Annotated in this window: 22 protein-coding genes; 14 read left to right on the top strand and 8 right to left on the bottom strand. The window is 66.8% G+C overall.

What is annotated here, in order from left to right; all coding sequences use genetic code 11:
* Positions 1–66: 66 nt before the first annotated feature.
* Positions 67–414, top strand: coding sequence for a helix-turn-helix transcriptional regulator (locus tag SY26_RS17500; RefSeq protein ID WP_232303384.1), 348 nt, complete (start codon positions 67–69; stop codon positions 412–414).
* On the opposite strand, the gene SY26_RS17495 is transcribed toward SY26_RS17500, so the two are convergent.
* The gene (locus SY26_RS17495; RefSeq protein WP_046001584.1) at positions 405–902 is read right to left on the bottom strand and encodes a lactoylglutathione lyase family protein; all 498 of its coding nucleotides are present in this window, start codon (positions 900–902) and stop codon (positions 405–407) included. The genes SY26_RS17500 and SY26_RS17495 overlap by 10 nt on opposite strands.
* Before the next feature lie 97 nt (positions 903–999).
* On the opposite strand from SY26_RS17495, the gene SY26_RS17490 reads away from it, so the two are divergent.
* Complete coding sequence (locus tag SY26_RS17490; protein WP_046001583.1) at positions 1000–1887, top strand: LysR family transcriptional regulator; 888 nt, start codon at positions 1000–1002, stop codon at positions 1885–1887.
* Between the two features lie 22 nt (positions 1888–1909).
* Here SY26_RS17490 and SY26_RS17485 read toward each other — a convergent pair whose 3' ends face one another.
* Complete coding sequence (locus SY26_RS17485; protein ID WP_046001582.1) at positions 1910–3256, bottom strand: amidohydrolase; 1347 nt, start codon at positions 3254–3256, stop codon at positions 1910–1912.
* Between the two features lie 85 nt (positions 3257–3341).
* Here SY26_RS17485 and SY26_RS17480 point away from each other — a divergent pair, with 85 nt between their 5' ends.
* Together SY26_RS17480 and SY26_RS17475 are read left to right on the top strand one after the other, a co-directional pair.
* On the top strand, positions 3342–4184 hold the full coding sequence (locus SY26_RS17480) for a LysR family transcriptional regulator (RefSeq protein WP_232303383.1): 843 nt from the start codon (positions 3342–3344) through the stop codon (positions 4182–4184).
* A 95-nt stretch (positions 4185–4279) separates the two neighbouring features.
* The gene (locus tag SY26_RS17475; protein WP_232303382.1) at positions 4280–6001 is read left to right on the top strand and encodes a BCCT family transporter; all 1722 of its coding nucleotides are present in this window, start codon (positions 4280–4282) and stop codon (positions 5999–6001) included.
* Between the two features lie 326 nt (positions 6002–6327).
* Here SY26_RS17475 and SY26_RS22070 read toward each other — a convergent pair whose 3' ends face one another.
* The 4 genes from SY26_RS22070 to SY26_RS17460 all read right to left on the bottom strand — a co-directional run bounded on the left by SY26_RS22070 (position 6328) and on the right by SY26_RS17460 (position 10276).
* A complete protein-coding gene (locus SY26_RS22070) occupies positions 6328–6459 on the bottom strand; it encodes a hypothetical protein (protein ID WP_255352895.1) in 132 nt (43 codons plus the stop codon).
* A gap of 151 nt (positions 6460–6610) precedes the next feature.
* The gene (locus SY26_RS17470) at positions 6611–8275 is read right to left on the bottom strand and encodes a mechanosensitive ion channel family protein (RefSeq protein ID WP_052715359.1); all 1665 of its coding nucleotides are present in this window, start codon (positions 8273–8275) and stop codon (positions 6611–6613) included.
* Positions 8276–8446: 171 nt separating this feature from the next.
* On the bottom strand, positions 8447–9616 hold the full coding sequence (locus SY26_RS17465) for a zinc-dependent alcohol dehydrogenase (protein ID WP_046001580.1): 1170 nt from the start codon (positions 9614–9616) through the stop codon (positions 8447–8449).
* 3 nt (positions 9617–9619) lie between these two features.
* On the bottom strand, positions 9620–10276 hold the full coding sequence (locus SY26_RS17460) for an SRPBCC family protein (protein WP_084693905.1): 657 nt from the start codon (positions 10274–10276) through the stop codon (positions 9620–9622).
* A 666-nt stretch (positions 10277–10942) separates the two neighbouring features.
* Between SY26_RS17460 and SY26_RS17455 the strand changes: the two genes are divergently transcribed.
* Positions 10943–11998, top strand: a complete 1056-nt coding sequence (locus tag SY26_RS17455; protein ID WP_052715349.1) for a YihY/virulence factor BrkB family protein — start codon at positions 10943–10945, stop codon at positions 11996–11998.
* 34 nt (positions 11999–12032) lie between these two features.
* Here SY26_RS17455 and SY26_RS17450 read toward each other — a convergent pair whose 3' ends face one another.
* Positions 12033–13682: a BCCT family transporter gene (locus tag SY26_RS17450; RefSeq protein ID WP_046001579.1), complete on the bottom strand. Its 1650-nt coding sequence runs from the start codon at positions 13680–13682 to the stop codon at positions 12033–12035.
* Between the two features lie 330 nt (positions 13683–14012).
* On the opposite strand from SY26_RS17450, the gene SY26_RS21245 reads away from it, so the two are divergent.
* From SY26_RS21245 to SY26_RS17415, 7 genes are all read left to right on the top strand, one after another.
* On the top strand, positions 14013–14294 hold the full coding sequence (locus tag SY26_RS21245; RefSeq protein ID WP_157020516.1) for a hypothetical protein: 282 nt from the start codon (positions 14013–14015) through the stop codon (positions 14292–14294).
* Between the two features lie 69 nt (positions 14295–14363).
* Positions 14364–15407: a LacI family DNA-binding transcriptional regulator gene (locus SY26_RS17440; RefSeq protein ID WP_046001577.1), complete on the top strand. Its 1044-nt coding sequence runs from the start codon at positions 14364–14366 to the stop codon at positions 15405–15407.
* A gap of 2 nt (positions 15408–15409) precedes the next feature.
* On the top strand, positions 15410–16339 hold the full coding sequence (locus SY26_RS17435; protein ID WP_046001576.1) for a substrate-binding domain-containing protein: 930 nt from the start codon (positions 15410–15412) through the stop codon (positions 16337–16339).
* Entirely contained in the window at positions 16336–17118 is a 783-nt protein-coding gene (locus tag SY26_RS17430; protein WP_084693904.1) for an ATP-binding cassette domain-containing protein, read from the top strand. Before SY26_RS17435 ends, SY26_RS17430 begins: the two co-directional genes overlap by 4 nt.
* Positions 17118–18119, top strand: a complete 1002-nt coding sequence (locus tag SY26_RS17425) for an ABC transporter permease (RefSeq protein WP_046001575.1) — start codon at positions 17118–17120, stop codon at positions 18117–18119. The genes SY26_RS17430 and SY26_RS17425 overlap by 1 nt, the downstream gene beginning before the upstream one ends.
* Entirely contained in the window at positions 18116–19180 is a 1065-nt protein-coding gene (locus SY26_RS17420; protein ID WP_046001574.1) for a phosphotriesterase, read from the top strand. The genes SY26_RS17425 and SY26_RS17420 overlap by 4 nt, the downstream gene beginning before the upstream one ends.
* A gap of 21 nt (positions 19181–19201) precedes the next feature.
* Positions 19202–19963, top strand: a complete 762-nt coding sequence (locus SY26_RS17415) for a glutamine amidotransferase (RefSeq protein WP_046001573.1) — start codon at positions 19202–19204, stop codon at positions 19961–19963.
* 5 nt (positions 19964–19968) lie between these two features.
* Here the strand turns inward: SY26_RS17415 and SY26_RS17410 are convergent, their stop codons facing one another.
* Positions 19969–20850, bottom strand: a complete 882-nt coding sequence (locus tag SY26_RS17410; protein WP_046001572.1) for a PfkB family carbohydrate kinase — start codon at positions 20848–20850, stop codon at positions 19969–19971.
* 32 nt (positions 20851–20882) lie between these two features.
* On the opposite strand from SY26_RS17410, the gene SY26_RS17405 reads away from it, so the two are divergent.
* Both SY26_RS17405 and SY26_RS17400 read left to right on the top strand, forming a co-directional pair.
* Positions 20883–21719, top strand: coding sequence for a BtpA/SgcQ family protein (locus SY26_RS17405; RefSeq protein ID WP_046001571.1), 837 nt, complete (start codon positions 20883–20885; stop codon positions 21717–21719).
* Positions 21716–22366 (top strand): TenA family protein, encoded by a 651-nt coding sequence (locus SY26_RS17400; RefSeq protein WP_232303381.1) that lies wholly within the window; start codon positions 21716–21718, stop codon positions 22364–22366. Before SY26_RS17405 ends, SY26_RS17400 begins: the two co-directional genes overlap by 4 nt.
* The last annotated feature ends 218 nt before the right edge of the window (positions 22367–22584 follow it).

The raw sequence follows: 22584 nt of genomic DNA, 5'->3' as shown, positions 1-22584 counted from the left end.
TTGCGCCGGTTGGCGCGTCTGCTAAGCTGTATATTCGATCCCTCTAAATAAGTCAAAGCTAATATATTGGACGACCTCCCCGATCCCTCCGTCGTGGCGCTGCAGGACATGGCCGACCACGTCGCGGCGCGGCTGGCGCTGGTCGCCAATGCGAAACGCCTGCTGATCCTGTGCGAACTGGCCAAGGGCGAACGCCCGGTCGGCGCGCTGCAGGCGGCGGTGGGCCTGGGCCAGTCCGCGCTGAGCCAGCATTTGGCCCGCCTGCGCGAGGCCGGGATGGTCGCCACCCGCCGCGAGGGGCAGACCATCCACTACCGCATCAGCGACCCCGACCTGGACGTGCTGATGCAGGCCCTCTATGCCGCCTTCTGCCAGCCGCGTCAGGACGCGGCCGCCCGGTCCGATCAGGAATAGGCGCCTGCCGAATAGGTCAGCTCATAGCTGTGGCTGTAGAGTTCGAACACGTTGCCGAATGGGTCCTCGACATAGACCATCCGATAGGGTTTTTCGCCGGGGAAATATTCGCGCACCGTCATCCGCTGCCTGCCGCCTGCGGCGACGATGCGGGCCAGAAGCCCCTCCAGGTCCGGGTCCTGGATCGCGAAATGGAACGTGCCGTGGCGGCGAAAGTCGAAATTGTCGGCGGCGGCGTGGTTGCCCGCGAACTCGAACAGCTCGATCCCGATCCCGTCGCCGGTGGACAGATGCGCGATGCGCAGACGATCCCAACCGGGGCCGAAGACGTCGGTGCACATCACGCCGATGGCGCTGTCATCCTCGGTCACGGTGCTGGGCTGCATCAGCACATAGAATCCAAGGACGCCGGAATAGAACGCGACGGCCGCGTCCAGGTCGGGGACGGACAGGCCGATATGGGAAAAGGTGCGGGGGGTGGGGGTCATGGCAGTCTCCTGTGTCTGGTCCATCCGATCTAGACAGGCGATGCCCGCATGTGAAATTATCATTCCGCATGATGATCCATACGAACTGTTATCGACGATGCTGAACGCCACTTGGATCGAGACCTTCACCGTCCTGGCCGAGGAGGGGCATTTCACCCGTGCGGCGCAGCGGTTGAACATGACGCAGCCGGGCGTGTCCCAGCATCTGCGAAAGCTGGAACAGCAGCTGGGCCAGCCGCTGATCGTGCAGGCGGGCAAGGGGTTCACGCTGACCGCCGCCGGGGCTGGCCTGCGCGATCTGGGGCTGGCGCGCCGGGCCCAGGAACGCGCCCTGCGCGAGGCGATCGCCCCGGACCGGCCGGATGCCGGGCTGGTGCGCGTCGCCTGTTCGGGCAGCTTTGCGATGCTGTTCTATCCGCATGCCATAGCGCTGATGCAATCCGCCCCGCGCCTGTCCATCCATGTCGAGGCCGCGCCGCAGGCACGCGTCCTGGAGGGGGTGCTGGACGGGCGGTTCGATCTGGGGGTGACCGACCGCGACCCGCGCCATCCCCGCATCGCAGCCGATCGCATCGGGCAGGAGGAGCTGTGCCTGGTGCTGCCCGCGGGACATGCGGTGCCGTCGGGCCTGGCCGACCTGCAGGCGCTTGGGCTGATCGATCACCCGGATTGCCACCGTTATGCCGACGATCTGTTCGCGCTGAACTTTTCCGACGAATTCGACGGCGCCGACAGGCTGCGCGTGCGCAGCCGCGTGAACCAGATCGGCCAGATCCCGGCGCCGGTGGCGCAGGGCGTCGGCTATACGCTGCTGCCGCGCAGCGGGCTTGCGGCCTTTTCTCAGGCGGACCGCCTACGCATCGCGGCCCTGCCGCAACGCCGCCACCACGAATTGTGGACGATCATCCCCCGCGGCCATCCGCCAAGCGCCCGGCTGGACCGGGTCCTGGCGGTGATCCGGGCCCTGGCCGCCGATCTGGCCTAAGCGGCGGCCAGGGACGCGCGCCTCAGGCGGTGCGGACCCGCCCGGACACCAGCCGCCCCTTGTGGAACGTCGCGTGGCGGGCCGAGCATCGGGCCACCGTCTCGGCCGAACAGCTGGCCTCGGTCAGAACGAACCCTGCGGCGTCGCCGACGGCGGGCCAGACCCGTTCGCCCTGCGCGTTCAGCGGCAGGACGTCGCCCGTGGCGATCCACAGGGACCGCGACAGGCTTTCCTCGTCGCTGCCCGCGTAAAGCTGGGCATAGAGGTTGGCCTTGTCGACCATGTCCCCGGTGCCGAAGGGCGACCAGTGGTCGATGACGCTGTCGGTGCCCGCCATGATCGCCACCCCCTTGTCGCGCAGGACCTGCAGGGGCATCACCGATTTTCCGATCGGCACGCTGGTGGCGACGCTGATCCCCTGTGCGGCCATGCGGCCCGCCAGTTCGTCCAGCGCGCCTTCGTCCATTTTGGCCAACGCAAAGGCGTGGCTGAAGGTCACCCGGTCGCGCAGCGCGGCATTCGCTTCGACCGTGTCGACCATGTAATGCAGCGCGGCGATGCCGGCCGGGGTCGATTCATGGATGTGGATGTCCACGCCCTTGTCGTGGTCCAGCGCGATCTGGAACATCGCGTCCAGCGATGCCTCCATCGCGCCGTCGACATTGGTCGGGTCAAGCCCCCCGACATGCGTCACGCCCAGGTCCATCGAGTCCCGCATCAGCCCGTCGACATCCGAATTCAGCAGGCCGTGCTGGGGAAAGGCGACGATGTCGCAGTCGAAATCGTCCCTGCGCGCGGCAAGGGCCAGGTTCAGGTGCTCCAGGCTTTTCAGGCCGCTGACCGGGTCGATGTTGCAATGGCTGCGCGCCGTCGTCGTGCCGTGCGACAACAGCAGCTGGATCAGCTGGTCGGCGCGCTCCTGCGAGGTCGGCAGCAGCTGGGGCAGCAGCACCTCCTCGCGCGCGATCATGTCCATGATGGTCTTGCCCTTGCGCGGCAGCGGGGCCTGCCAGGGGCCGCCATAGAAGGTCTTGTCCAGGTGGATGTGCATGTCGCGCATGGGTGGCAGCGCCAGCATGCCCTGGGCGCTGTAGCGGGGCAGGGTGCCGGTCGGCGCGTCATGGATCGCGGCGATGCGGCCGCCCCTGATCTCCAGCGTATGGGTCTGGGTCCGGGTTCCGACCACCGTGTCGCCGTCGCGCTCAACGCCCGTCTCCAGCAGCACGTCGGTCAGCAGGTAGTGATCATGCGGGATGTCCGACACGCCGGTCTGGTCCGGTGCGGCGGCATGGACGGGAGCAAGCCCAAGCGTGGCGCCCGCCGTCATGATGCCGCCGGTGCGGCACAGGAATTGTCTGCGGTTCGTCATCGTCTTTCCCCTTTGCTGGCGGTTCGGGAAAATCTAGACCGGCACAGGCGTATCAAGAAATTAAATGTTCGAATAGGATTCATGCATGAATCGGATGATCGATCCCCGCCTGCTGCGTGCCCTTGTGGGGGTGATCGACCATGGCAGCTTCACCCGCGCCGCCGAACAGCTGAACATGTCGCAATCGACCATCAGCCAGCAGATATCGCGGCTGGAGGATCAGCTGGGCCAGCCGCTGCTGGACCGCGACGCCCGCCCCGTTCGCATGACCGCGGCCGGAGAGCGGCTGACCGGGTACGCGCGCCGCATCCTGGCGCTGCAGGATGAGGCGACGCTGGCGCTTGGCGATCCGTCGGGCAGCGTGTCGCTGCGCATCGGGCTGGCCGAGGACATCATGACCCCCGACATGGCCCGGCTGTTCGCCGATTTCTCCGCAACGCACCGCCGGGTGCGGCTGGACGTGACCGCGGGCCTCAGCCTTGCCCTGACGCGCGGCTATCGCGACGGCGATTTCGACATCATCGTGGTCAAGGAGACCGCGCCCGAACCCGACTGCCGCGCCAGCGTCCCCGAACCCATCGGCTGGTTCCAGGGACCGGGCGCCCCCGACGCCCCCGATCCGCTGCCCTTCGTGACCTTCCCGCCGGGGGGCCTCTATCGCGACCAGATGTTCCGCCGGGCCGAGGACCTTGGACGGCGCTGGTACGTGGCCTTTTCGGGCAGCAGCCTGTCGAACGTCGTGACCGCGGTCGAGGCCGGTCTGGGCATCTCTCTGCTGCCGGTGCGGGCGGCGGTCGGGCGCGATCTGCGGCGCAGCATGCTCTTTGGGGCGGAACCTGCGATGGTCGCATCGCTTTACGCATGGGAGACGGGCGGCATCGCGGCCCCGCTGGTCGCCGCGATGCGCGACGTGCTGGCACGACGCTGAGGATTTTGGCGGATCAGGCGGTTGTCCGACGGACGATGGCGGGGCCGACAGGGACCGATCGGAACGAAGGCCTGGAAACGACAAAGGAACATGCGGTGTCGAATGACGAAAAGATCAGCCCCCCTCTGACAGAGCTGAACATCAACACCACCACCGGGGGGTTCTACAACGGATTCTCGATCGCCGTGACGGTGCCGGCCAAGATCATCATCTCGGTCATCGTGGTCTGGGCCATCTTCTGGCCGATCCAGTCGGGCGCGATCCTGACCGGGCTGAACGGTTTCATCCTGCAGAACTTTGCGGCCTGGTACACCTGGGTCGTGGCGTTCTTCATCGTCGTCTGCCTGGCGCTGGCGGCATGGCCTGCAGCCGGGCGGCTGAACCTGGGGCTGGACGACGACCAGCCAGAATTCACCCGGTTCTCGTGGTTCTCGATGATGTTCGGGGCGGGGATCGGCGTGGGCATGCTGACCTGGGCCGTGGCCGAACCGGTCACGCATCTGGGCACGACCCCGGAATCGATCATGGGCCTGACCACCCCCGGCGGCGCCGACAACGTCGCGATGGCGTTCAAGTGGTCGTTCCTGCACTGGGGGTTCAGCGCGTGGGCATGCTATGCGGTGTGCGGCCTGTCGCTGGCCTATTTCAGCTATCGCCGCGGCCTGCCGCTGACCATCCGGTCGGGGCTGACGCCGCTGTTCGGTCAGCGCCTGTCGGGGCCGCTTGGCCATGTCATCGACATCGTGGCCGTGGTTGCGACCATCCTGGGCGTCGCGCAGACGCTTGGCTTCGGCGTCGATCAGCTGGTCGCGGGGCTGGGCCGGATCGGCATCGGCGGGCTGGCCGATGCGGACGGGGCCGCGACCACCACCGGCATCGTCGTCGCGCTGCTGGTCATCATGGGGCTGTCGACGCTGTCGGCGCTGTCGGGCGTGGGCAAGGGCATCAAGTGGCTGTCCAACATCAACATGGTTCTGTCCATCATCCTGCTGGGCTTCCTGATCATCTTCGGGGCGACCTGGTTCGGCTTCAACGCGATGTTCACGGGGCTGTGGCACTATGTCGTCGCCCTGCCGCAGATGAGCGTGAACGTCTTCCGATCCGACGGCGTCGAGGGGTCCGAGGCGTTCCTGCTGGCCCAGTGGCAGGGCTGGTGGCCGGTGTTCTACTGGGCGTGGTGGATCGCCTTCGCGCCGTTCGTGGGGCTGTTCTTGGCGCGGATCTCGCGCGGGCGGACGGTGCGGGAATTCGTGCTGGGCGCGCTGATCGTCCCGGCGCTGATGTGCTTCGTCTGGTTCTCCTGGGCGGGCGGCACGGCCATCGACCTGGAGATGAACGGCAGCGCCAACGGCGTGATCTTCGATGCTGCGAACGGCGACAAGATCTTTGCGATGACCGAGTTCATGCTGGCCCCGATCGGGGACTGGCTGGCCTGGGGCATGGCCGCGCTGATCGTCGTGCTGCTGCTGACCTTTCTGGTCACCTCTGCGGATTCGGCCGTGCTGATCGTGAACACCATCAACGCCGCAGGCGACGAGGGGCCGAAATCCCGGCCGCATGTCCTGTTCTGGGGCGTGGCGCTGGCGATGGTCGTGGCCGGGCTGCTGATCTCCGGGGGGACGACCGCGATCCAGACGGCGATGGTGATCGGTGCGCTGCCGTTTTCGGTCGTCATGGCGCTGATGGCGGTCGCCCTGCTCAAGGCGATCTACAACGACACGCGCCGCGAGAAGGCGGGCGTGCCCTCCACCCATGACAAGATCGAGGGCGTGACGGGCAACGATGCGCCCGCAGGCCTGTCGGCATCGTCCAACTGATTGACCTGACACGTCTGGACGCCGCAGTCGGGGCGTCCAGAAGCGTCAATGGTACTGGCTTGCGTCGGAATGTGGCGGATTTGGCGGGTCGAGAAGGCCGAGGTTGTTGTCATAAGCGTCTGTTGGTGTATACGATTGTGCGTCCAAGTCCAACCGTTCATCAAATGCTTTGCGTCCAGTAGCCTCGCGGTCGGTGAGCATGGATACAGTCGGTCAAACCGTTGCGAAGCAACTTTGATAAGACGAAGCTCCGTCACGAGCCTGATCCGTACCCGGGTTCTGTTGCCTCCCGTCACGTATTGCGGCAACGTGGCTGGCCGCGCGCGTCATTCGTCGAATTCGACGCGGGTCGCTGTCCCGACGATGCAAGCCTGTTCGATGAAGGCCGTATCGACTGGCAGCTTGGACGGCACGATCGCGCAAAGCACCGATATGATGGCGAGCTGGAACGACAGCATCGCAGGCAGTTTCCAGCATCCAGTCCAAGCATGCGAACAGTCGAATGCGCATTGCCCGCGACAAAACACTGGCCTTTCCCGCGGGCGGCATCGCCTTGCCGAAAGCGGCGCCCGTTCAGCGCAACGTCAACGGACGCTGTAGCGCATGAGGTCAGGCGGCCCCGGCGGCGACGGGGGAGGGGAAGACCGGGTTGCCGGTCTCGCGCTCGATCCGCGCGGCTTCGGCCAGCAGGCGTTCGCGGACCGCGCAGGCGACCTCCCACGAGGTGTTCGGGTCGCGGCACGGGATGCTGAACCAGACCAGGATCCCGAAGATGTCCTGATCGGCGACGCTGACGCTGGAATCGTCCAGATCGCCCAGGTTCTGGCCGATCTCCAGCGTGGCGACGTGGTTCAGAACCTCTTTGAATGTCCGGCGCAGCATGTCGATATCCGCCCGCGGGTCCAGCTTCAGCTTGAGCACGCGCAGCATCGCCGGGTCCTGCAGGGTCCAGTTCGAAAACGTTTCGGACGCAAATTCCTCGACCGGGACGATCAGGCGGGTGCTGTCCCAGTTGCGCAGCTGGACGAAGGTCATGTTGATGCGTTCGACATGGCACAGCTCTCCCTTGTAGACGACCCGGTCGCCCACGCGCGCGGACTGGTTCAACGCGATCTGCAGCGAGGCCATGATGTTGGCCAGCACGTTGCGCGCGGCAAAGCCCAGCACGATGGTCAACGCCCCCGCAGATGTCAGCAGCGACAGCCCCAGATTGGCCGCCAGGTCGGCCGAGGAGAGGACGACGCCGGTCCCGATCAGGAACACCACCACCACCAGCACCCGGCGCGCGGCGTTCAGTCGCGTCGCAAGGATGCGGGCCTCGGCCTGTTCGGCGGCGGTCAGGTCCACGTCCTCTCCGGGGGCGACCAGGCCGTTCAGCAGGGCCTCGACGCTGCCGACGATGAACAGCAGCAGCGCCGTGACCACGCCCGTTGCGATGGCCGGCGTGACGAAGACGTCGATGCGGCCCGAAAAGACGAAGATGTTGCCCGTGACCCACCAGACCAGCGCGGTGACGCTGGCGATGATCAGCGGCTTGGACGATGCCGCCAGGATCCCGGTGGCGATCTGCCCGCGGGCGTGATGGCGTAGCACCTTGAGCGTGCGGTGCACGATCCAGCTGAGCAGCACCGCGGCCGCGATCAGGATGGGCAGGCCGATCCATTCCCATCGCATCAGGCCGCCAAGCGTCTTTTCCCGCATGCTTGGGGGCAGGGACAGTTCGAACCGCGACGGGCCGTAATCGGCATGCAGGGCAGGGACATCGCGGACGGTTTCGGCGGGAAAGACCCACAGGGGCTGGTCGGCACCGTCAGGCTGGACGCGGTTGAGGCGGATCTCGGCCGGGACGGGGTCCATGGGCAGGTCGCGCAGCAGCAGCGATCGGCGCGGCGATCCGGCCATCGCCTCGGTGTCGCCGCCTTGGCTTTGCAGGGCGTCGGGGCGGTCCAGCAGGGTCGACCAGTCCAGGACGACCTTGCGGTCGATCACGTCGTAAAGCTGATGGGCCAGGCGCGGCCCAAGCTCGGCCTGCCGATCGACCGGCAGTTCGCCCAGATCCAGCAGATGCGCCGCCGCCTCCCAGTCCTCGTCCTCGGCCGCGCGCAGGAAACTGGCCATGGTGGCGCGGGGCGTCTCGCGGTTGATCCGGTCCGGTGGCGTGCCAAGGCCGGGGTTCAGGGCGGACGTCTCGAACGTCGCGTCCTGCGCGGTCGCGGGACCAAGGGACATCGCGGCCAGAAACACCAGCGCAAGGGATCGCAGAAGCGGAAGCATGGGCATCGTCCATTCCGTGGAACAGGTGACCCCGAATGCCGGGGCAGGGGTGGCATCGGACAGGGCCTTCGGGAAACGACTGTCCCCGGATCGGGGCGCCCGGGCAAGGGGCACGACGATCCGGGGACGCGGTTCCGGTCCGGCAATGCCTGCCGGCGGCCGCAACGGGCGTCAGGTCTTGAGGACGACCTTGGTCCAGTCGTTCTGGTTCCAGCGGAACCCCTCATAGCCCTTGGCGGCCTCCTCCAGCGGCAGGCGGTGAGAGATCATGAAGGTCGTGTCCAGCTCTCCCTCCTGGATGCGGCGCAGCAGGTCGTGGGTATAGGCCTGCACATGGGTCTGTCCGGTGCGCAGCTGCAGCCCCTTCTGCATCAGCGCGCCAAGCGGGAACTTGTCCATGAAGCCGCCATAGACGCCGGGGACCGACACGCGGCCGCCCTTGCGCACCGCCATCAGCGCCTCGCGCAGGGCGTGGCCGCTGTCCGCACCGACGCCCACGGCCTGCTTGAGGTTGTCCATCACCGTATCCAGGGCAAAGCCGTGCGCCTCCATCCCGACCGCGTCGATGACCGCGTCCGCACCGATGCCGCCGGTCATCTCCATGACCGCCTCCAGCACCGAGGTCTGCTTGAAGTCGATCACCTCGGCCCCCATCCGGCGGGCCAGGGCCAGGCGGTTGGGATAGTGGTCGATGGCGATGACGCGGGCCGCGCCCATCAGCCGGGCAGCCTGGATCGCGAACAGCCCAACCGGGCCGCAACCCCAGACCACGACGGTGTCGTCGGCTTCGATGTCGGCATTGTCCGCGGCCATCCAGCCGGTGGGCAGGATGTCGGAGAGGAACAGGACGTCGTCATCGTCCATGCCTTCGGGAATGACGATCGGGCCCACGTCGGAAAACGGCACGCGGACATATTCCGCCTGTCCGCCCGGATAGCCGCCCGTCAGGTGGCTGTAGCCGAACAGGCCCGCCGCCGCATGGCCGAACATGGTTTCGGTCAGGTCCTGCTTGTCGGCGGGGTTCGAGTTGTCGCAGGCCGAGAACTGCGCCCGCTGGCAGAAGAAGCACGACCCGCAGGAGATGGTGAAGGGCACCACGACGCGCTGGCCGACCTTCAGCGTGCTGCCGGGGCCGACATCGACGACCCGGCCCATGAATTCGTGGCCCAGGATGTCGCCCGCCTGCATGCCGGGGATCACCCCGTCGAACAGGTGCAGGTCGGACCCGCAGATCGCGGTCGAGGTGACCTGGATGATCGCGTCGCGGGGGTTGACGATCTGGGGGTCGGGCATCGTCTCGACGCGGACGTCGTGCTTGCCGTGCCATGTCAGTGCGCGCATGGATCAGGCCTCCTGTCTGCGGTTGAGGGGGGTGGCGATCTCGCCGGTCTCGAGGAACATCTTCAGGCGCTTCAGGTCGCGTCGCCCCTGGATCGCGGGGTCCGCCTGGAACAGCTTGGCCACGACGCGGCCAAGCGCGCCCATCGGCGGCACATAGGCGATCAGCGCTGTGACCTCGGTGCCGCGATTGCCCGGCGCATCGCGAAACAGCACCCGGCCGGTGGTCTCGATATCCGAGCCATCGGTCGAGGCCCATGCGATGACGTCGCCGGGGCGATCCTCGGTGATGCGGGTGCGCAGGGTGATGTCGCTGCCCGGGCCGCGCAGGGTCCAGCGGGTGACGTCGCCCTCGGTCGAGACGGCGTGGACGTTCTCCATCACGCCGGCCAGGTTCCCGAACTGGCGCCAGAAGGCATAGATCTCGTCGCGGGGGCGGGCGATGGTCACGGTGCGGCCGGTCAGCGCAAAGCGGCCCGACGGCCCGTGCTTGGCAGCGCGCCGGGGGGCGTTGTCGGCGGGACGACGTTCGGGCTGGCGGGTCAGCAGATAGCCGGTTCCGGCAGCGGCCAGGAAGATGCCCAGCACCGCGCCCAGACCGATGCCGGATGCGGGCGGCCGGGGCGTGTGGCGGATGTGGTCGAGATGATCATGATGGGGCATGACGGTCCTTTCCCAAAGCTGTGCGGCACCGATGGTCCGGCGCCGCGATCATGGTGTTCGGTCAGATGGCCCGCATGGGCGGCGTCTGGCCGCGGGGGCGTTGGTTCCGGCGATCCACCAGGGTGCGTGGTGGCTGGACGCCGTCGGGGGCAGCGTGTGCGGCGGTGTAACGGCGCATCAGGCGCGGTTCCGCGACCTGCGCGCGGTGCCGGGAACCAGGGGTGGCGTGTCGGGACGACGATGCATGGGCGGGCCTTTCCTTGTGTTCTGGGCCCGTGATCGAGCAGGGGTCCAACAAGGGGATGGCGTGAATGTTCCAGCTCTTTGCCTGATCACCCCGACGGCAGGTCACGTCACCCACGGCCCGGCAGCGGCACCCCCCGGTCGTGACAGCAGTCGGGGACAGGCCAGACAGACACAGGTCACCCGTTTCTGTCCGATCGTCGGCGGCGGCGGAACGGTGCGACCGGGCAACGGTCGGGCAGGGCATCGATCGCGCAAGGAACCCCGGTCGCGGTGATTGCCTTACGTCTGCACAGATGACAGATTCGTGAGCTTTCGGACCTGCCGACCCTGCCCATTACAGCGCTGGAGAACCACGTGCCCCGTACCAAGACGACCCTTTCGACAGACCAGAAGGGGACAGCCTCTCCGACACGATTTTCCATGGCGGAATGGAAGCAGATCCTTGTTCGCGTGAAGAACGAGATCGCCAGCGACCACATTTCGGTCGTGTCGGCGGGCATCGCGTTCTATGCGCTGCTGTCGGTGTTCCCGGCCCTTGCCGCGCTGATCTCGATCGCGGGTCTGGTGCTGGACCCCGCCGACATCGCCAGCCAGCTGGACACGGTCATGGCCCTGATCCCGGAAAGCGCCGGGGCGGTGCTGCAGGAACAGGTCCTGAAGGTCACCAGCGGTGATGAGACGGCGACCGGCTTGGTCGCGGCCTTTGGTCTGGCCATCGCGATCTATGGCGCCATGAAGGGCGTCATGACCCTGATGGAGGGGCTGAACATCGCCTATGACGAGGAGGAGGGCCGCGGCTTCATCAAGCTCTATCTCAGCGCGCTTCTGATCACGGTATGCGCCATCCTGGGCCTGGCGGTCGCGATCGCGCTGCTGATCGTGCTGCCGTCGGTCATCGCGTTCCTGCCGCTGTCGCCGACGCTGGAGACCGCCGCCGAATGGCTGAAATGGCCGCTGATGGCGATGCTGACCATGATCGGGCTGGCAGCGATCTATCGCTTTGGTCCGTCGCGCGCCGACCCCAAGTGGCGGTGGGTCAGCGTCGGTGCCGTGGCGGCCACGGTCCTGTGGATCCTGGGCACCGCGGCGTTCTCGCTCTATGTCCAGAACTTCGACGACTATACCGAGACGTACGGGACGTTGGGCGGGGTCATCATGCTGCTGACCTGGATGTGGCTGTCGGCCTTCATCGTGCTGGCCGGAGCCGAGTTGAACGCCGAGATCGAACAGCAGACCTCCGAGGACACGACCACGGGTGCCCCCGAACCGATGGGCCAGCGCGATGCCGTCAAGGCCGACACCCCGCCGCCCGGTCACGGGACGCCCGCCGCGTCGTCGGGCCAGAAGGCCATCGGCGTGTCCGGGACAGGCCGTGACGCAACGGATGCGCCGACGCCCAAATCGGATGCCATCATGGCGATCATCGTGCTGGGCGCCAGCCTGTGGCGGCTGCGCAAGGCGAACGCCCGCGACTGAACCGCGGGCGTTCGGCCGGGGACGGGGCGACCCGTCACCTGGCCGGGGCGTCGGCCTCGTCGGTGGCGGCGGGGTCGAACTCGCTCAGTGCGGGACGCTTGCCGATCGTGATGTGGTCGATCTCCTCTGCGGCGAACCCGCGGATCAGGGCCGGGATCATCATCGAGACCAGCAGGAAGATCGGCAGCCCCACGACCGTGATCACCTCCTGCAGGGCCGTCAGCCCGGCCTCTCCTGCCAGCAGGATCAGCGTTCCGGCGATGGCGCCTTCGGCCAGGCCCCAGAAGACACGCTGGCGGACTGGTCCGGGTTCCGCCGTTCCCGTACACAGCATGTCCACGACCAGCGACGCCGAATCCGACGAAGTGGCAAAGAAGATCGCCACGACCAGCACGGCCAGCCCCTGCATCAGCGGTGCCCAAGGCAGTTCCGCAAAGAAGGCGAACATCGCCAGCGGGACGGATTCGCTGACGGCGTTGCTGATGCTGCCCGCGGCGGGGCCCATCGCGGCACGCGCCGCCTCTCCCAGTCCGTCGATGGCCATCGCCTGCCAGCCGAAGATCGCGAACCAGATGACGGTGAACAGCGATGGCGCCAGCAGGACGCCGAAGACGAATTCGCGGACCGTGCGCCCGCGGGAGATCCGCGCCACGAACAGGCCGATGAAGGGCGACCAGGTGACCGTCCAGGCCCAGTAGAACACCGTCCAGTCGCCCTGCCAGCCCCATTCGCCGGTATCCATCCCGCCGCCGTGCAGCATGTCGTTCCAGAAGGCCAGGCGCGGCAGGTTGGACAGGTACAGGCCGATCGTCTCGACGACGCCGCGCAGAAGAAACAGGGTCGATCCGGTCACCAGCACGAACAGCATCAGGCCGACGGCCATGCCGATGTTGACGTTCGACAGCAGCTTCACCCCCTTGTCCAAGCCGGCGACGATCGAGATCGTGGCGACGATCGTCAGGCTGCCCAGGATCGCAAGGCGCAACCCGGTGTCGTTCGACCAGCCGAACAGCGCCGATAATCCCGCCGCGACCTGCGACGAGCCGAGGCCGAGCGAGACCGCGACCCCGAACAGCGTGCCCAGGATGGAGACGATGTCGATAGTCTTGCCCGCGGGGCCATAGATCCCCTCGCGCAGCAGCGGGTAGAAGACGGAACTGACCCTGACGGGCAGGTCATAGCGGTTGATGAAATAGGCGAAGGCTAGCCCGGGCAGGGCAAAGATCGTCCAGGTGTGCAGCGCAAGGTGATAGAGCGATATCGCGATGGCATCCTGGGCCGCGGTCAGGGTGAAGGGTTCGACCCCCGGCAGGGGCGGCGACTGATAATGGCTGATCGGCTCTGCCACGCCCCAGAACATCAGCACCGTGCCGATGCCGCCCGCGAACAGCATCGTGAACCACGAGAGGTTGGAGTATTCGGGCCGGGAGTTGCGCGGCCCAAGACGGATATGCCCGTGGCGCGACATCGCCGCATAGATCAGAAAGCCCAGCCAGACGTTCACCGCAAGGATGAAGAACCAGCCCAGGTTGGTCACGATCCAGGCCCGGCTGACGGAAAACGCGGCCCCGATGGGACCGGGCATCGCCACCAGCAGGACGACGAAGATCAGGCTGAGGCCTGCCGATATGAAGAAGATCGTGGGATCGACCCGCAGGCCCAGATGCTGTGCCAGTCTTTTCATGCTTTGCCCTCTTGGTCTTGAAATACTGGGGTCAAGCGTTACGCGGGCGCATCGTTCCTGAGAAATCTGCGCAGGCGCATGGTGCGCGGCGCGGAATTCCTTGGGGATTTCCCGGATCGAGTGAGATTTGCTCTATCGCCTGTGCGGCAACGTGGGGCGGCGATCCTTGAAGGAGTCCGTTGCCTCAGGGTGGAGTGCGACATGTGGTAACGCCTTGCGCATGAAGGGGATGACAAGGTTGCCTTGCAGTCTCTCGGTGCGGAACGGAGGTGTTGTCGTCGTGACGCAGATCGGTTGCGTCTGACGCGGACAGGGCGCCCGATCTAGTGCATGACCACCATTTTCGTCCTGGCGTCATCCCGCGACGCGCACGGCATGAGCCAGACCAAGTTCGAAAGCACGCAGTCCAACGGATCGACGCCCGTCACCCTCAGGTTCACACAAGGATCGCACGGGCGGTTCCCGGCACACGGCATCGCCGGCATGTCGCACCGCAACAAGGACATGTATAGGACAGGGCGTGCAGGATCGCGACGATCGACTTGCACATCGGGCGCTGCTGAAAAAACCGGCGACATGTGCCAACCCCTTAAAATTATCTTTACAGACTGAAATCACCACGGCATCGTCAGCTTTATAAACCAGTTTACTAAACCGCTTTATAAGCTTTAGGGGACTCGCTTGGCCAATCTTCAGGATGTTGCGACAGCGGCTGGCGTCTCCAAGGCGACGGTGTCGCGCTATCTGAACGGCTCGCTGGAGCTGCCCGAACGGACTGCGTCCCTGATCGATGCGGCGATCCGCACCCTGAACTATACGCCCAATCCCCATGCGCGGCGCCTGAGTCTCGGGCGGTCGGACACGATCGCCCTGATCGTTCCCGACATCTCCAGCCCGTTCTTTGCCGCGCTGGTCGGCGCCGTCGAGGCCGAAGCAAGCGACATGGGGCTGGCACTGGCGCTTTATGCGACGCTGAACTCTCCAGAACGCGAACTCTCCTATCTTGACCTGGTGCGGACCGGCCATGCCGACGGGCTGATCTTCGTCACCAACCATGCCGGCACCGACAGGCTGGCCCAGAAGATCAACCACCTTCCGCGCTGCGTGGTCGTGGACGAGGATGTCGTGGGCACGACCGCACCCAAGATCTTCTGCGACAACCGTCGCGGCGGCTGGCTGGCCGGGCGTCATCTGGCGCAACAGGGCCATCGTCACGTGCTGTTCGTCGGCGGCGTCGACGAGATGGTCAGCGGCGCCCGCCGCTTCGAGGGCTTTTCTGCCGGGATCGCGGAGGTGTCGGGGCCGGATCATGCGATCGACCGGATCAGCGGGCTTTACACCGTCTCTGCCGGACGCGCGGCTGGCCAAGCCTTCGTCGCGCGGGACCCGGCGTCCCGTCCGACGGCCATCTTTGCCACGTCCGACGAACTGCTGATCGGCCTGTACGAGGTTCTGGCAGAGGCCGGCATTCCCATTCCGCAGGAGGTCTCGGTCGTCGGGTTCGACGACGTGGGGCCGCTGCATCTTTTCGCACCCGCCGTGACCGCGGTGCGTCAGCCTGTCCGCGACCTGGGCCAGCACGCGCTGAAGCTGCTGCTGGCGACGGACAATGCCGATCCGGCCAATCACCCGTCAGAGGTGCTGCTGGATGTCACGCTGATCGAGCGGAACTCTGTTGCGCCGCCGATCCGCCCCTTCCACCGCAACCCCAACAGCGAGGAATGACCATGACGACCCTGACCCGCCGCACCCTGGGTGCGATGATGACGACCGGCCTGATCGCTGCGGCCCTGCCCGCGCTGGCGCAGGACGGCAAGACCTTTGCGCTGGTCCAGATCAACCAGCAGGCACTGTTCTTCAACGACATGAACCGCGGTGCGCAGGAGGCCGCCGATGCCGCGGGTGCCGAACTGCTGATCTTCAACGCGAACAACGATCCCGCGGCGCAGAACAGCGCGATCGAGACGTATATCCAGGAGGGCGTGGACGGCATCGCCGTCGTGGCCATCGACGTGAACGGCATCATGCCCGCGGTCCAGCAGGCCGTCGATGCCGGCATCCCGGTCGTGGCCATCGACGCCATCCTGCCCGAAGGGCTGCAATCGGCCCAGATCGGCGTGGACAACGCCCAGGCCGGCGCCGACCTGGCGGCCGTGGTCAACGACGCGCTGCCCGAAGGGTCCACCCTGGGCATCGTGGGCGCGCTGAACTCGTTCATCCAGAACGTGCGCATGGACGGGTTCACGGGTGCCCTGGACAGCGCCAAGGTCAGCATCGCGGGCACGGTGGACGGCCAGAACGTGCAGGACACCGCCTTGGGGGCGGCCGAGAACCTGATGACCGCCAACCCGGACCTGACCGCCATCTATGCGACGGGAGAGCCCGCATTGCTTGGCGCGGTGGCGGCCGTGGAAAGCCAGGGTCGGCAGGCCGACATCGCCGTCTATGGCTGGGACCTGACCGCACAGGCGATTGCCGGGATCGATGCGGGCTATGTCAAGGCGGTGATCCAGCAGGACCCGGCGGGCATGGGTGCGGCGGCCGTGACCGCGCTTGGCACGCTGGCGGATGGCGGCACGGTCGAGCCGGTGATCTCGGTCCCCGTCACCATCGTCACGCAGGAGAACGTCGAACCCTATCGGGCCGCGTTCCAGTGATCGCAGCGGTCCATCAGTTCAGGCAGGGGGACCATCCCCCTGCAGGTCACCCCGCGATCCTGTCCCTGCAGGGCATCACCAAGACATTCGGGTCGCATCAGGCGCTGCGCGGGGTGGACCTGGACATCCGCGCCGGCGAATGCCTGGGGCTGATCGGCGACAATGCCGCCGGCAAGTCCACGCTGTCCAAGGTGATGTCGGGCACCTATGTCCCGGATGGCGGGCAGATCCTGCTGGACGGCAGGCCCGTGCGCTTTTCCACGCCGTCCGAGGCGCGCGCGCAGAAGATCGAGATGGTCTATCAGGACCTGTCGCTGTGTGATCACGTCGATGTCGTCGGAAACCTGTTCCTGGGCCGCGAGCTGAAGCGTGGCCTGTTCCTGGACCAGCCGCGCATGCTGGCCGAGGCCGAACGCATGCTGGCGGCGCTGGAGATCCGCATCCCGCGCCTGACCGCCAAGGTGGAGAAGCTGTCGGGCGGTCAGCGCCAGGCCATCGCCATCGCCCGCGCCGCCAGCTTCGACCCCAAGGTGCTGATCATGGACGAGCCGACCTCGGCCCTTGCCGTGGCCGAGGTCGAGGCCGTGCTGGCCCTGATCAACCGGGTCAAGGCGCGCGGCGTCGCGGTGGTGCTGGTCACGCACCGGATGCAGGACCTGTTCCGCGTCTGCGACCGCATCGCCGTCATGTACGAGGGCACCAAGGTCGCCGAACGCCTGACCCCCGACACGAACCTTCAGGAACTGGTCGACCTGATCGTCGGCAAGGGAGGCCATTGATGGCTGTCTATACCGAACGCAAGGCCGGGTCGCCCCTGGCCGATTTCGTGGGCGAACATGCGCAGGTCCTGTCCATCGCGATGTTCTTCCTGCTGTGCATGGCCATCTTCGGGATGGCCAGTTCGACCTTTCTCAGCGCGGGCAACCTGCTGAACATCCTTCGTCAGGCGGCGCCGATCCTGATCGTGGCCGTCGCCATGACCATGGTCATCACCACCGCCGGGATCGACCTGTCGGTCGGATCGCAGGTGGCGCTGATCAACGCGGTCTGCGCCATCGCCATCGGCGCGGGCCTGCCCTGGCCGGTCGTCGTGCTGCTGATGCTGGCCTTGGGTGCGGGGGTCGGCGCGGTGCAGGGGTGGTTCATCTCGTACCAGGGCATCCCGGCCTTCATCGTGACGCTGGCGGGCCTGTCGATCCTGCGCGGCTTTGCGCTGTACCTGACCGAGGGCTATTCGATCCCCATCACCGACGTGCCGGGTTTCTTCTGGCTGGGGCGCGGCACGCTGGCGGGCTTTCCGGTGCCTGCGCTGATCGCCTTGCTGATCGCGGGCCTGGGCTTTGTCGTGATGCTGCGCACGCAATATGGCCGCCAGGTGATCGCGGTCGGGTCCAACATGGAGGCTGCGCGTCGGGTGGGCATGCCCGCGAAACGCGTGCTGGCCTCGGTCTATGTGGTGGCGGGGCTGGCCTCCGCCGTGGCGGGGATGCTGATCGCGGCGCGGCTCGGCTCCGGGTCGTCGAACGCGGCGCAGGGGTTCGAGCTGCAGGTCATCGCGGCCGTGGTGCTGGGCGGGACGTCGCTGATGGGCGGCAAGGCCTCGATGCTGGGCACCGTCCTGGGCACCATGACCATCGCGGTGATCGGAAACGGGCTGATCCTGCTGCACATCTCTCCGTTCTTCACGCAGATCGTGACGGGCGCGATCATCCTGGTCGCCATCTGGCTGAACACCAAGCTGTTCGACCGGGGCTTCCGCTTCGGGAGGGCACGCGGATGAGCGAGCTGTCCCCCTGCCATGTCCGGTCGGGCCAGGTGATGACCGTCACCGGCCCGATCCCCTCGGCCGATCTGGGCCATACGCTGATGCACGAGCATCTGCAGAACGACTGTCGCTGCTGGTGGAACGCGCCCACGGACCCGGCGCGGCAATATCTGGCCGACAGCCCGGTCGGCATCGAGATCCTGTCCGAACTGCGCCAAGACCCCTTCGTGAACCGCCACAACATCGCGCTGGACGATCCCGATCTGGCGATCGAGGAGTTGCGCGCCTTCACCGCCGCGGGCGGGCGCAGCGTGGTGGACCCGACCTGCCGCGGCATCGGGCGCGACCCCACGACCCTGCGCCGGATCGCGGCAGAGACCGGGCTGAACATCGTGATGGGCGCGGGCTATTACCTGGCCAGCTCCATGCCCGACACAGTGGCGCCCCTCTCCATCGACGCCATCGCCGACCAGATCGTGGCCGAGGCGCTGACCGGCACCGACGGCACCGATGCCCGCATCGGCCTGATCGGAGAGATCGGCGTGTCGTCCGATTTCACGCCCGAGGAGGAGAAGTCGCTCCGTGGCGCGGCGCGGGCGCAGGCGCGCACCGGGCTGCCGCTGATGGTGCATCTGCCGGGCTGGTTCCGGCTTGGACACCGGGTGCTGGACGTGGTCGAATCCGAGGGCGGGGACCTGCGCCACACGGTGCTGTGCCATATGAACCCCTCGCATGACGATCCGGTCTATCAGGCGACGCTTGCGCAGCGCGGTGCCTTTGTCGAATTCGACATGATCGGCATGGATTTCTTCTATGCCGATCAGGGGGTGCAGTGCCCGTCCGACGACCAGGTGGCCCGCGCCATCCTGGGCCTGGCCGAACAGGGGTTCCTGGACCGCATCCTGCTGTCGCAGGACGTGTTCATCAAGATGATGCTGACCCGATACGGCGGCAACGGCTACGCCTTCGTGACCCGCCATTTCCTGCCGCGCCTGATGCGCCACGGCCTGTCGGCCTCCGACTGCGACCGGCTGATGGTGACCAACCCGCGCCGCGTCTTCGACGCCACCTTCTGACATCCGCGAAAGGAACGACCCATGACAACCCGCGTGCTTCTGGTGGGCGAAAGCTGGACCACCTCGGAAACGCATTACAAGGGCTTCGACCAGTTCGGCTCGGTCCGGTTCCACACCGGGGCGACGCCCCTGCTGGAGGCGATGAAGGACAGCGATTTTCGCATCGACTACATGACCGCCCATGACGCCGCCGAAGGGTTCCCCTTCGCGATGGAGGGGCTGGCGCCCTATGACATCATTATCCTGTCGGACATCGGCGCGAACACCTTCCTGCTGCCGCCCGATGTCTGGCTGCGGTCCAAGACCGTGCCGAACCGGCTGCGGCTGCTGAAGGAGTGGGTGGCGCAGGGGGGCAACCTGCTGATGATCGGAGGATATTTCTCGTTCCAGGGCATCGACGGTCGGGCGCGCTGGCGGGGCACCGCGGTCGAGGACACGCTGCCCGTCACATGCCACCCCTGGGACGACCGCGTCGAGATCCCCGAAGGTGCGCAGGCCGACATCCTGCTGCCGGATCATGCCGTGATGGCGGAGATGCCCGCTGCCTGGCCACCGATCCTGGGCGTGAACGAGGTGATGGTCCGCGACGGCGCCACCGTCGTGGCGCGCCTGCCCGAGGATCAGGGCGGCCATCCGCTGCTGGTCCTGGGCCAGCACGGGCAGGGGCGCACGGCGGCCTGGACGTCGGATGTGGGGCCGCACTGGCTGTCGCCCGAATTCTGCGACTGGCCGGGCTATGGCACGTTGTGGAAGAACCTGTTCGGTTGGCTGGTCGCGCGGTGACCCGATCAGTCGCTCGCCAGGATCGCGCGCATCGCGCCCGTGTCGGGAAAGGCGCTGACGGTGCCCGCGCGTCCCACCGTCCAGGCCGCCGCGATGGCCGCATGGCGCAGCGCGCGCGCGTCCAGGGGTGCGCCCCGCAGCGCGGCCGAGGCCAGCGCCACCGCCATGAAGCAGTCGCCCGCCCCGGTGGTGTCCACGACCACGCAGGGGGATGCCGGCGCGTCGATCCGTGCGCCGGGACGGACCAGGGCCGCGCCGCGCGCCCCAAGCGTCAGGACGACCTCGGCAACGCCCTGCGCCAGCAGCGCCGCGTCACCCCCCAGCATCGCGGCCTCGTCCTCGTTGACGAAGGCGCAATCGACCAGAGGCCACAGTTCGGCCACGTAATCCTGCATGGGCGAGGGGTTCAGCGCGGTGCGCATCCCGCGCGCCCGGGCCGCGCGCAATGCCGCGCCGGTCGTCGCCGCACCCAGATTGCCCTGCAGGACCAGCAGATCGCCCGGTGCGGCCTTTTCCAATGCGGCGATGGCATGGTCCGGGGTCATGGCACCTGCCGCGGCACGCGTGGTGATCACGGCATTTTCACCATGACCGGCCATCAGGATGATCGAATTGTCGGTCGCCACGCCGGGCAGGGCGATCAGCTGCGCCATCACCGGCTCGGCCGCCAGGCGCGCCGCGATCTCGCGCCCGCGGGCGTCCTGGCCCACTGCGGCGATCAGGTGACATGCCAGCCCGGTCCGGGCCATCGCAACCGCCTGATTGACCCCCTTGCCGCCCAGATCCTGCGACAGCGCCTGCCCGAAGATCGAGGCACCCGGCCTGGGAAAGTCGTCGACCGACACGGTCTCGTCCAGCGCCGCGTTCCCGATCACGAATGCCTTCATCACCACTCTCCGCTTTCTTGAAAGGTCAACCCATGACACTGATTTCCGACCGACCCGCAGGGGCCATCCGCGACATCTTCGGACGAGACAAGGCCTTGATCGGAATGATTCATTGCCCTGCCTTTCCCGGTGCGCCGCGGTATCGCGGTGCGTCGATGGACGACATCTACGATACCTGCATGCGCGATGCGGAACGTCTGGTGCAAGGGGGAATGCACGGGTTGATCGTCGAAAATCACGGCGACATTCCCTTTTCCAAGCCCGACGAGATCGGCCCCGAGACCCCGGCCTTCCTGTCCGTCGTGACCGATCGCATCAAGCGCGCCTTCGGCCTGCCCATCGGCATCAACGTGCTGGCGAACGCCCCGCTTCCGGCGCTGGCCACCGCCGTGGCAGGGGGTGCCGATTTCATCCGCGTGAACCAATGGGCCAACGCCTATGTCGCGAACGAGGGCTTCATGGAAGGGCGCGCGGCAGAGGCGCTGCGCTACAGGTCGCTGCTGCGCGCCGAACATGTCCGCATCTTCACCGACGCGCATGTAAAGCACGGCAGCCACGCCATCGTGGCGGACCGGTCCATCCCCGAACTGACGCGCGACCTGGGCTTTTTCGACAGCGACTGCATCATCGCCACCGGTCAGCGCACCGGCGATAGCGCCAGCATGGACGAGATCGACGAGATCGGCGGCGCGACGCATCTGCCGCTGCTGGTCGGCTCGGGCGTGACCGAAGACAATATCGTGGCCATCCTGGGCCGGACCAATGGCGTGATCGTGGCGTCGTCGCTGAAGGAGGGCGGTGTCTGGTGGAATCCCGTCGAACCGGAACGCGTCCGCCGCTTCGTCGCCGCCGCCGAGGCCGGGCTGTGACCCTGTCCGAGCGGATGCTGACCGAGGAGGCCGCGGCGTTCGACGCGATGGTCACCCATCCCTTCGTCCGCGATCTGGCGACCGACACCCTACCGGACACGGCCTTCGACCGTTATCTGCTGATCGAGGGGGCGTTCGTCGAAACCGCCATCGCGATCTTCGGTTATGCGGTCGCCAAGGCCGACAACCTGCAGGACCGACGCAAGCTGATTGCGTCGCTGGATGCACTGGCCCATGGGCAGATGGACTATTTCCGCGACGCCTATGCGCGCTGCGGACTTGCCCCGGATCCGGCCCTGCAGGCCGACCCGCGTGTGGCGGGGTTCCGCGACGGCATGCTGGCCATCGCCCGCGATGGCGATTTCGCCGACATCATCACCGCGATGTTCGCCGCGGAGTGGATGTATTGGACATGGTGCACTGCGCATCGAGACGCCGCGCTGACCGACCCCATGCGTCAGGACTGGATCGCCCTCCATGCGGCCCCAGAGTTTCGCGCCCAGGCACAGTGGCTGAAGGAAAAGGTGGATGCTTTTGGGCGTGATCTTCCGGAAGCCCGCTCCGCCGAACTGGTAACCCTGTTCGGCAAGGTCCAGCGGCTTGAGGTCGCGTTTCACACTGCAGCTTACGATATTGAGGATCAGTGAGTAGGGCGAACGACATCAGGCTTTCACGGTGCGACAAGGCTCGACAATGGCGGGCTGTTGTACCGCCAAGCTGTCGGAAATGCTTGGGCCGAATGTGTGGGTTCAGACGGTGCGGGGGCGATCGTCGATAGGATTGCCGCGCGAGAATTGAGAACCGTCATGGCCTTTGCAGTTGAGACGTAACCTTTGTCTCCGCGCGTCACGCATTCCAACCAACT

This window comes from Paracoccus sp. 228 (assembly GCF_000967825.1).
GTDB lineage: Bacteria > Pseudomonadota > Alphaproteobacteria > Rhodobacterales > Rhodobacteraceae > Paracoccus > Paracoccus marcusii.
The sequence above is the reverse complement of the archived record's forward strand: the minus strand, read 5'-3'. Positions and strand labels throughout refer to the sequence as shown.